This window comes from Mesorhizobium sp. M1A.F.Ca.IN.020.06.1.1 (assembly GCF_004023265.1).
In the GTDB taxonomy this organism is placed as follows: Bacteria; Pseudomonadota; Alphaproteobacteria; order Rhizobiales; family Rhizobiaceae; genus Mesorhizobium.
Window position 1 is genome coordinate 1 of record NZ_RZSR01000100.1, and the last position, 9,928, is coordinate 9,928.

General features: G+C 62.3%; 10 protein-coding genes. 5 read left to right on the top strand and 5 right to left on the bottom strand.

Features of this window, described 5'->3' with window-relative positions; translation table 11 throughout:
- Both EOA60_RS07065 and EOA60_RS07070 read right to left on the bottom strand, forming a co-directional pair.
- Nucleotides 1–873 (bottom strand): site-specific tyrosine recombinase XerD (locus EOA60_RS07065; protein WP_164899211.1); only part of this gene is annotated, 873 nt, incomplete at its 3' end.
- A gap of 9 nt (nucleotides 874–882) precedes the next feature.
- Nucleotides 883–1,035: a histidine kinase gene (locus EOA60_RS07070; protein WP_066990358.1), complete on the bottom strand. Its 153-nt coding sequence runs from the start codon at nucleotides 1,033–1,035 to the stop codon at nucleotides 883–885.
- Nucleotides 1,036–1,241: 206 nt separating this feature from the next.
- Here EOA60_RS07070 and EOA60_RS07075 point away from each other — a divergent pair, with 206 nt between their 5' ends.
- Genes EOA60_RS07075 through EOA60_RS07085 form a run of 3 tightly spaced genes read left to right on the top strand, consistent with a single transcriptional unit; the run spans nucleotide 1,242 to nucleotide 3,861 of the window.
- On the top strand, nucleotides 1,242–1,856 hold the full coding sequence (locus tag EOA60_RS07075; RefSeq protein WP_095824002.1) for a shikimate kinase: 615 nt from the start codon (nucleotides 1,242–1,244) through the stop codon (nucleotides 1,854–1,856).
- A complete protein-coding gene (gene aroB, locus EOA60_RS07080) occupies nucleotides 1,853–2,974 on the top strand; it encodes a 3-dehydroquinate synthase (RefSeq protein WP_067319186.1) in 1,122 nt (373 codons plus the stop codon). The genes EOA60_RS07075 and aroB overlap by 4 nt, the downstream gene beginning before the upstream one ends.
- Nucleotides 2,971–3,861: a transporter associated domain-containing protein gene (locus EOA60_RS07085; protein WP_067319184.1), complete on the top strand. Its 891-nt coding sequence runs from the start codon at nucleotides 2,971–2,973 to the stop codon at nucleotides 3,859–3,861. Before aroB ends, EOA60_RS07085 begins: the two co-directional genes overlap by 4 nt.
- Nucleotides 3,862–3,914: 53 nt before the next feature.
- Here the strand turns inward: EOA60_RS07085 and EOA60_RS07090 are convergent, their stop codons facing one another.
- Genes EOA60_RS07090 through EOA60_RS07100 form a run of 3 tightly spaced genes read right to left on the bottom strand, consistent with a single transcriptional unit; the run spans nucleotide 3,915 to nucleotide 8,767 of the window.
- Nucleotides 3,915–5,459: a SpoVR family protein gene (locus EOA60_RS07090; protein WP_095824001.1), complete on the bottom strand. Its 1,545-nt coding sequence runs from the start codon at nucleotides 5,457–5,459 to the stop codon at nucleotides 3,915–3,917.
- A gap of 27 nt (nucleotides 5,460–5,486) precedes the next feature.
- Nucleotides 5,487–6,797, bottom strand: a complete 1,311-nt coding sequence (locus EOA60_RS07095; protein ID WP_095824000.1) for a YeaH/YhbH family protein — start codon at nucleotides 6,795–6,797, stop codon at nucleotides 5,487–5,489.
- Nucleotides 6,798–6,817: 20 nt separating this feature from the next.
- On the bottom strand, nucleotides 6,818–8,767 hold the full coding sequence (locus EOA60_RS07100) for a PrkA family serine protein kinase (RefSeq protein WP_066990342.1): 1,950 nt from the start codon (nucleotides 8,765–8,767) through the stop codon (nucleotides 6,818–6,820).
- Nucleotides 8,768–9,472: 705 nt separating this feature from the next.
- On the opposite strand from EOA60_RS07100, the gene EOA60_RS07105 reads away from it, so the two are divergent.
- Both EOA60_RS07105 and EOA60_RS07110 read left to right on the top strand, forming a co-directional pair.
- The gene (locus tag EOA60_RS07105; RefSeq protein ID WP_095823999.1) at nucleotides 9,473–9,676 is read left to right on the top strand and encodes a hypothetical protein; all 204 of its coding nucleotides are present in this window, start codon (nucleotides 9,473–9,475) and stop codon (nucleotides 9,674–9,676) included.
- A 110-nt stretch (nucleotides 9,677–9,786) separates the two neighbouring features.
- A partial coding sequence (locus EOA60_RS07110) for a thiamine pyrophosphate-binding protein (RefSeq protein WP_164899212.1) occupies nucleotides 9,787–9,928 on the top strand: 142 nt, incomplete at its 3' end.

The window sequence follows — 9,928 nt, forward strand, 5'->3', positions numbered from 1 at the left end:
CCGCTCCTCCAGCACATGAGTGTAGATCTGCGTGGTGGAGATATCGGCGTGGCCAAGCAGTTGCTGCACGGCCCTGAGATCCGCACCGTTCTGCAGGAGGTGGCTGGCGAAGGCGTGGCGCAGGACATGCGGCGAGATCTTGGTCGAGGCGATGCCGGCCCGCGCCGCCAAGCCTTTGAGATCGCGTGCGAAAACCTGCCGGGAGAGATGACCGCTGTCGGAAGAGGCTGGGAACAGGAACGGGCTGTCGGCATAGGCCGGCACCTCCGCCCTGGCGGCAAGCCACGCCCGCATCGCGGCGCGCGCCTTGGCCGACAGCGGCACCATGCGCTCCTTGTCGCCCTTGCCGCGCACCATGAAGAAACGGTCGTCGCGCAGCGCCACCGTCACCGGCAGACCGACAAGCTCGGAAACGCGCAGGCCCGTGGCATAGAGCACCTCGACCAGCGCGTGCAGGCGCAGCGCCGCCAACCGGTCGCCGTCGGGCGCGGCCCCGCCCGCCTCCTCGGCCGCGCGGTCGACCAGGCGGCCCGTCTCAGCCTCGGTCATGGTCTTCGGCAGCGGCCGGCCCTTCTTCGGGCTGTCCAGCGTGCCGGTCGGGTCGTCGCCGCGCAGGCCCTCGGCATAGAGGAATTTGAAGAATTGGCGGATCGCCGACAATTTGCGCGCCTGCGAGGTCGGCGCAAAGCCACGCGCCGCGATGTCGTCGAGATAGGCGCGGATGTCGGCAGCTGCCGCTCCGGCCAGCCCGCCACCGATAGCTTCGGAGGCGTCTTCGAGGTCGCGGCGGTAGGAGGAAAGCGTGTTCTCGGCCGCACCCCGCTCGGCGCTCATCATCTCCAGAAAGGCTTCGATGCGGGCCGCGCTGTTCATTTGGCCGGGTCAGTTCTTCTTCGGATTGAGCTTTTCCGCGGGAATGCGCACGCTCATTTCGGCCTTTTTCGGCTCCACGAACATCGCCAGCGCGAACATCGCGCCATAAGCGACGCCTGCAAGAACCGCCAGCGTCACGACAAAGCGAAACAATGTCGGCATTCAGTCTTCGCCCGTCTTCTTGTTCTGCGATTCCAAACCCTGTGCCCTTATGGGACGCCATTCCGGCCAATTCAAGGACGAAGGGCTGGGGCAGAGGATTTGTCGAGGAAGCTTCTCGACGGAAGAGGGGCGATCTGGCCCGCCTGCGGCGGCCTGCTTGACGCAAACGGGCTTTTGATGTCGATACGGCGCAAAGAGGGTTCCGCATGAACGCGCTGCCAGCAAATCCGCCGGACGAAGGCCGTGTCGCGCTGCTCGAGCGGCTCGGCAGCCGCTCGATCGTCTTCGTCGGCCTGATGGGCGCCGGCAAGACCGCAATCGGCCGCAAGGTGGCGACAATGCTTTCCCTGCCCTTCATCGACAGCGACCAGGAGATCGAGAGCGTATCGCGCATGACCGTGCCGGAGCTGTTCGACCGTTATGGCGAACCTGAGTTCCGGGCGCTGGAGCAGCGGGTCATCTTGCGTCTGCTCGAAAACGGCCCGCAGGTGCTTTCCACCGGCGGCGGCGCCTTCATGAACGCGCAGACGCGCGAGGCGATCGAGGCGCATGGCGTCTCGGTCTGGCTGAAGGCCGATCTCGATCTCCTGATGGAGCGGGTTTCGAAGAAGCAGAACCGGCCGCTGTTGAAGAATCCAGATCCGCGCGGCGTGCTGGAGAAGCTGATGGGCGAGCGCTACCCGGTCTATGCCACCGCCGACCTCACGGTTTCGACCCGCGACGACCGCAAGGAAGTCATCGCCAGCGAGGTGGTATGCGCGCTTTGCGCTTACCTTGGGATCGCGCCAATCGCCACCAGCGACGACGAGGTGGAGCCTTGAGCCATAGCGAACCGGTGAAGGTCGAGGTCGGACTCGGCGACCGTGCCTATGACATACTTATCGGGCCCGGCCTGCTTTCCGGCTCAGGAACCGAAATCGCAGGCCGCCTTCCCGGCACGCGTGCGGCCATCGTCACCGACGAGAACGTCGCCGCAGCGCATCTCGAAACGCTGCAGGCCGGCCTGGAAAAAGGCGGCATCGAGGCCGCCGTCATCACCCTGCCGGCCGGTGAAAAGACCAAGAGCTTCACCCACCTCGAAGAGGTCGTCGACGGCGTGCTCGCCGCCAAGCTCGAACGGCGCGATGTCGTCGTGGCACTTGGCGGCGGCGTCATCGGCGACCTTGCCGGCTTCGCCGCCGGCATCGTGCGGCGCGGGATGAACTTCGTGCAGGTGCCGACATCGCTGCTGGCGCAGGTCGATTCTTCCGTCGGCGGCAAGACCGGCATCAACAGCGCGCGCGGCAAGAACCTTGTCGGGGTCTTCAACCAGCCAAAACTGGTGCTTGCCGATACCGGCGTGCTCGACACTTTGCCGATCCGCGAATTCCGCGCTGGCTATGCCGAGCTCGCCAAATACGGGCTGATCGACCGTCCCGGCTTCTTCGCCTGGCTGGAGGAGAACTGGCAAAAGGTGTTCGCCGGCGGCCCGGAACGGACCGAAGCCATCGCCGAGGCTTGCCGCGCCAAGGCCGATGTGGTCGCCCGCGACGAGTTCGAGACCGGCGACCGCGCGCTGCTCAATCTCGGCCACACATTCGGCCATGCGCTCGAAGCCGCCACGAATTATGACGGTGCCCGTCTCGTCCATGGGGAGGGGGTCGCCATCGGCATGGCGCTGGCGCACCGCTTCTCGGCGCGTCTCAATCTAGCGAGCCCGGACGACGCGGAGCGCGTCGAGGCGCACCTTCGCGCCGTCGGCCTGCCCTGGCGGATGGCCGACATAGCGGGCCAACTGCCGGATGCCGAGACGCTGCTTGGCTTCATCACCCAGGACAAGAAGGTGTCGCGCGGCGCGCTTACCTTCATCCTGACGCGCGGCGTCGGCCAGGCCTTTATCGCCAAGGACGTGCCGCCCTCCGAAGTGCTGTCCTTCCTCAAGGCGAGCCATCCCGGATGATCGACTTCGGCTGGATCGCCGCAGCCGTCCTTGCCGCCGTGATCGTGCTGGCGTTTCTCTTGCGCACGCGGCTCTTCGCGGCGCTCGGCTACAGTCTGCGGCCGATCGAACCGACGGAGCCCGAGCAGGATGAGCCGGACGAGAACGGCGACGAGACCCGCCGCAGCGGGCAGGCGCGCGAGGATCGCAACCGGCTGGGCGCGCTTTTCGAACTCGAGGAGCTCGAGGTTTCGGACGTGATGGTCCACCGCACCAACATGCGCTCGGTCAACGCCGACGATCCGCCGGAAATGGTGGTGCGCGAGATTCTGCAGAGCCCGCATACCCGCATGCCGCTCTGGAAAGGCTCGCTCGACAACATCGTCGGCGTGCTGCATGCCAAGGATCTGCTGCGGGCGCTCAACGAGGTGGGCAACGACTTTTCCAAGATCGACGTGACAAAGATCGCCTCGAAGCCATGGTTCGTGCCCGACACCACCACCTTGCAGGATCAGCTCAACGCCTTCCTGCGGCGCAAGGCGCATTTCGCCATCGTCGTCGACGAGTATGGCGAGATGGAAGGGCTGGTGACGCTGGAAGACATCATCGAGGAGATCGTCGGCGAGATCGCGGACGAGCACGATGTCGACATGCAAGGCGTCAAGCAGGAGGCCGACGGCTCGGTCGTCGTCGACGGCACGGTGGCGATTCGCGACCTCAATCGGGCGCTCGACTGGGATCTGCCGGATGAGGAGGCGACGACGATCGCCGGTCTGGTCATTCATGAGACGCAGACGATCCCAGACGAGAAGCAGGCCTTCACCTTTCACGGCAAGCGTTTCGTGGTGATGAAGCGCGACAAGAACCGCATAGCAAGGTTGAGGATCCGGCCCGCTGGCGAGGGTTAGGGTGTGCCGAGGTCAGACCCGCCTGCAGACGGCGGCTTCCTGCGTCTCGGAGGTCAAAGTTCCTTCGTCGAGCGCTCGCTGAGCACGGCGCCGGTTTCGGCATCCATTGCCGCCAGGCTAACGTCATAACCCCATAGGCTCCGGATGTGGCGCAAGGTCGCGTCGCGGCTTTCGTCCTCTAGCTGGATGCCGTCCTTGACCTTGTGCTGCAGCCGCAAATGCCGGTCTCCCAGAAGATCCACGTCGACCACCTGGATGTCGGGCCGGCTCGCCCCTACATCGTAGCTTCGGGCCAGCGCGGACCGTATCTTGCTGTAGCCGCGCTCATTATGGATCGAGGCGACCTCGTAATGCGGCTCGTCGGCGCCGTCGGCCAGCACGAAGAGCCGCCATTTCCGGATCAGAGCGGGGCTCAGATACTGGCGGATGAAGGATTCGTCACGGTGGTTGGCCCAGGCGTCGAGCAAGGTGTCGCGCCAGTCGCCGCGGCCGGCGATGTCCGGAAACCAGTCGCGATCCTCTGCGGTCGGCTCGGTCGAGATGCGCTGGATGTCCTGCATCATGCCGAGGCCCAGCGCATAGGGATTGATCCCGGAATAACGCGGATCGTCATAGGCCGGCTGGAAAACCACGTTCGAATGGTTTCGCAAGATCTCGAGCATGGCGCCTTCGCTAATGCGGCCGCGATCGAAAAGCATGTTCATCAGGGTGTAGTGGACGAAAGTGGCGCAGCCTTCGTTCATCACCTGGGTTTGCCGCTGCGGGTAAAAATATTGCGCGATCACACGCACGATCCTGATGATCTCGCGCTGCCAGGGCTCAAGCACCAGGCTGTTCTTCTCGAGGAAGTAGAGCAGGTTCTCCTCGGGTAGATTGAGCGATTTCTTCCGCTCGGCCAAGCTTTCGTCCCCTGCCTCCGGCTTGTTCTTGTCCTGCGCGGTCGGCAGCGTGCGCCACAAATCATTGTAGGAACGCTCCTCATATTCGAGGCGCTCGCGAAGGCCTTCGCGCTGCTGTTCCGACGACAGCTTCGGCGGCCGATGGTAGCGGAACACGCCTTGCTCCATCAGCGCGTGGGCGGCATCGAGCACCGCCTCGACGGCCTGCAGTCCGTGCCGTTCCTCGCATCGGGCGATGTAGCCCTTGGCGAAGTCCAGATAGCTCAGGATGCCTCCGGCGTCCGTCCATTGCCGGAAGAGATGATTGTTTTTGAAGAAATGGTTGTGGCCAAGCGCGGCATGGGCGGTCACCAGGGCCTGCAAGGCCATGGTGTTTTCTTCCATGAGGTAGACGATGCAAGGGTTGGAGTTGATGACCAGTTCATAGGCCAGACCGCGCGCGCCCTTGCGGTAGAGAAGCTCGTTGTAGAGGAAATGCTTGCCGAACGACCAATGCCGATACATCAGCGGCATGCCGACCGAGGAATAGGCGTCGAGCATCTGCTCGGAGGAAATGACCTCCATCTGCACCGGATAGATGTCGAGGTGAAGCTCTTCGATCCCGATCGCCTCGATCTCGTCGTAGACCCGAGACAGTTTCGCAAAATCCCAGTCCGACCCGGAAAATAACAGTTCGGATTTGCGCGCCTGATTGACCATCGGCCTATGTCCCATCCGCTCGCGTTCTCACGCGCTCTTGCGCAGACTAGGCTGCCTTGCGAAGAGCTCGCGAAAGACCGGATAGATATCGGCGGGAGCCGCGATGCGCCTCATCTGGAAATTCGGCCACTTTCCGTCGACCGCGTTGTAGGCGCGCCAGAGCGACGTTCCGTTCTCGGTGGAGCCGAAAATGTGGCTTTCGCGTTCGTCGATGATTTCCACATAGGCGAAATACTGGCACAGGCGCATGAGCTTGCGGTCGAGAAGTTCTATGCAGCGCTCGGAATCGGTGGCGAAGTTGTCGCCGTCGGAAGCCTGAGCGGCATAGATATTCCATTCCGCGACCGGATAGCGCTGCTCTATGATGCGGTGCATTTCCTCGAGCGCCGTCGAGACGACGGTACCGCCGCTCTCGGTGTGGTAGAAGAAGGTGTGCTCATCCACCTCCTTGGCCTCATGGGTGTGGCGGATGAAAACGATGTCCGTCCTTTCGTAGCGCCGCGTCAGGAACAGATGCAGCAGCACGAAAAACCGTTTGGCCAGATCCTTCTCGCGCTCTCCCATCGATCCCGACACGTCCATCAGGCAAAACATGACGGCGCTGGCATTCGGCACCGGTTGGGGGTCGAAGCGGTTGAACCGAATGTCGACCGGATCGACATAGGCGATCCGCCTGCGCCGGCGTTCAAGCCGATCAACTTCCTCGCGCAGAGCAGCGATGCGTTCGCGCGTTGCCTCGGTTGGCGGCTTCGCTTCCAACTCGGCGATCTGCGTTGAGATGGCGTCCAGCTCCGCCTGCTTGGGACGCCTGAGCGCGATGCGGCGGCCGTGGCTGTTTCGCATGGTGCGTCCGACATTGACGTTGGTCGGCGCCCCGCTTGCCGTGAAGCCCGCCCGTCTTGGCTTGAAGCTCAGTATCTGCTTGAGATTGAGCTTGACCAGATCGGGCAGTTCGAGATCTTCGAAGAAGAGGTCGAGCACTTCCTCGCGCGACAGCACGAAGCGAAAGTCGTCCTCGGATTGCTTGGTTCCCGGCGCCGAAGAGCCAGTGCCGCCGCCGCCAGGCTTGGGTATCAGATCACCGGGACTGAACGATTTGTTGCCGGGCAGTATGTACTGGCGCTGCCCACTATCCCTGGCGTCGCTGAAGGTCGGTTCGCTGGTGCCTTTGCGGGGCATCGGCACGGCATGCTCGCGGTCGACCTCGGCGATGCGGCCTGTCCGGACATGGTCGCGGATGCTGCGCTTGAGCTCTTCCCGGGCGCGCTTGAGGAAGCGCTGGCGATTGCTCAGGCTCTTGTCCTTCGGATTCAGGCGGCGGTCGATGAAGATCGGCATGCGAACCCTTCGGGCTTTGCTCAGCCAGCCTTGTTCACGCGCATGTACCAGTCGACCAGCCGGCGCACCTGCCGCTGAGTGTAGCCGCGCTCCACCATCCGCTGCACGAATTCGTTGTGCCGCTTCTCGGTGACGCTGTCCTGCTTGGAGCCGAAGCTGATCACCGGCAACAAATCCTCGACCTGACCGAACATGCGCTTCTCGATCACTTCGCGAAGCTTTTCATAGCTCGTCCAGGACGGATTGCGGCCATGGTTGCGCGCCCGGGCGCGCAAGGTGAACTTGACCACCTCGTTGCGGAAATCCTTGGGATTGGCGATGCCGGCCGGCTTTTCAACCTGCGACAGTTCCTTGTCCAGGACCTCGCGATTGAGGATCTGGCCGGTATCGGGATCCTTGTAGTCCTGATCCTCGATCCAGGCATCGGCATAGGCGATGTAGCGGTCGAAAAGGTTCTGGCCGTACTCGCTGTACGATTCCAGGTAAGCCTTCTGGATCTCGTGGCCGATGAACTCGGCGTAGCGCGCTGCAAGTTCCGATTTGATGAACTCGAGGTACGCGGCTTCGGTTTCCTTCGGGAATTGCTCGCGTTTGATCGCCTCCTCGAGGATGTACATCAAGTGCACGGGATCGGCTGCGACCTCCTTGGTGTCGTAGTTGAAAGTCTGCGACAGAATCTTGAAGGCGAAGCGCGTGCTGACCCCGGTCATGCCTTCGTCGACGCCGGCGGCATCGCGATATTCCTGGACCGACTTCGCCTTCGGGTCGATCTCCTTGAGGTTCTCGCCGTCATAGGCGCGCATCTTGGTGTAGAGCGGCGAGTTCTCGTGCTCGGCAAGCCGGGTCGAGACGGTGAAACGGCTGAGGATGTCCAGCACTTCTGGCGCGCAGGGACTGTTCGCCAGATCGCTCTCGCGCAGAAGTTTCTCGTAAATCTGCCTCTCTTCGGTGATGCGAAGGCAGTACGGAACCTTGACCACGAGGATGCGGTCGAGGAAGGCCTCATTGTTCTTGTTGTTCTTGAATTGCTGCCATTCCGATTCGTTGGAATGGGCAACGACGATGCCCTGATAGGGGAAGGAGCCGAAATTCTCGGTGCCGTTGTAGCTGCCTTCCTGGGTTGCCGTCAGCAACGGGTGCAGGACCTTGATTGGCGCCTTGAACATCTCGACGAACTCGAGCAGGCCCTGCGTCGTCCGGTTCAAGCCGCCGCTGTAGGAGTAGGCATCCGGATCGGATTGGCTGAAATGTTCCAACTGCCTGATGTCGACCTTGCCGACCAGAGCCGAGACATCCTGGTTGTTCTCGTCGCCGGGCTCGGTCTTGGCGATGGCGATCTGACGCAGACGCGATGGCGACAGCTTGACCACGCTGAATTTGGAAATGTCGCCGGACAGTTCGTCGAGCCGTTTGGCCGCCCAAGGCGAGATGAGCCCATTCAGGCGGCGGCGGGCTATCCCGTATTTGTCTTCCAGCAGATCGCCCATCCGATCGGGATGGAAAAGGCCAAGCGGCGATTCGAATATAGGGCTGATCTGGTTGCCAACCTTTAGCGTGTAGATCGGGCGCTGTTCCATAAGCTTCTTCAGCCGTTCGGCAAGCGAGGACTTGCCGCCGCCGACCGGCCCGAGCAGGTAAAGGATCTGCTTGCGCTCCTCGAGACCCTGCGAGGCATAACGGAAATATCCGGCGATGCGCTCGATCGTATCCTCCATTCCGTAGAAATCGGAGAAGGAGGGGTACACCTTGATGGTCCGGTTCGAGAAGATGCGCCCGAGCCGCTCATCCTTGCTGGTGTCGACCAGATTGGGCTCGCCGATGGCCTCGACCATTCGTTCGGGCGCCGAGGCATACATGGATTTGTCTTCGCGGCAGCCAAGCAGATACTGCTGGAGGCTCATCTCTTCCTGGGCCGCGTTGGAATATATCTCCGAAAACAGATCGAAGACGTCGGATTGGTTCTCTCGCATGATATTCTGCCCTCAGAGCCGCTCTGGTTGCCAGTCGGCCAGTCGGCTCGTCTCGTATTCAACTGCCGGAAAGCATTGTGGTTCCCTCATATGAGAGAGAGCGCCTGCAATCGGGCATTGACGACTCACAGCACCCGATGCGGACGGAATGCTCACCCATGATGATTAGGTGGTGATGGCCGGGAGAGCTTCAAGGAAAATCTTAGGTTTTCCACTCACATGTCGTGGTCGGGAACGTAGAGGCAGAAGGAATGCTGAGAATTCGCGTCGCCTCCGGGCTTACACTCGTGAAAGAACTCGTCACGCGAACGCCTGATCCGACGATCGGAGTAGGGAATGAGCTCTCCGGTGGAGAGCTGGTACCCATATTTCGTTTCCTTCACGTCGGCCGCGGGTGCTTGGTAGCAGTCCATTCCCGAGCAGCATGAGCTGTCATACTGCCAGCCCGTGGGCGCCTGATGCGCAGCCGCCGGAGCCGAAAGGAATAGCGCCAGCGCAATTGCCGGAAACAGGCGCAGAGGTTCCGAACGGCTTGTGCGCCGATTGGGCGGCGCGGATGGAGGTCGATACGTCTTCCTCATTGGTGGTCACCGTTCGGAAGCGTCGGCCGAGGGCATCGGTCCTTCGGTCCGACTAGCAATCCGCCCAGCATGGACGAGGCCAGGGCCGGGCCTGCATCAAACCGCCAGATCAGGCAAATGTTCCATGGTGCTTCCCCGGGCGGCGGAGCGCGCCGGCCATGCAACCGCGGCCCACGATCGCGCGGCCCGGCTACGGGCAGGGGAACCAAAGTCGCCCTATTCGACGGCGGCGCCTATTGGCATATGGCGATTCAACCACCGCTTCGGGGAGAACGGCGATGCGCTGACTGCCGCCGTCATGGCTTTCCTGAAGGCGAGGGTCGCCTGAACGCGCCGGCACTCCTGAAACTGGATCACTTCAAAGTCGTTGACCGGACATTGCGGCATGAACACTTGTCGGCTCAATTGTCCGGGGACAATCGGACGAGAGGGAACGCGATGAATGGCGCCGATGTGCTTTGCGATGTGCTGCTGGCGAATGGCGTGAATGTCTGCTTTGCCAATCCCGGTACCTCGGAAATGCACTTCGTCGCCGCGCTCGACCGCAAGCCGGAGATGCGCTGCGTGCTCGGTCTTGCCG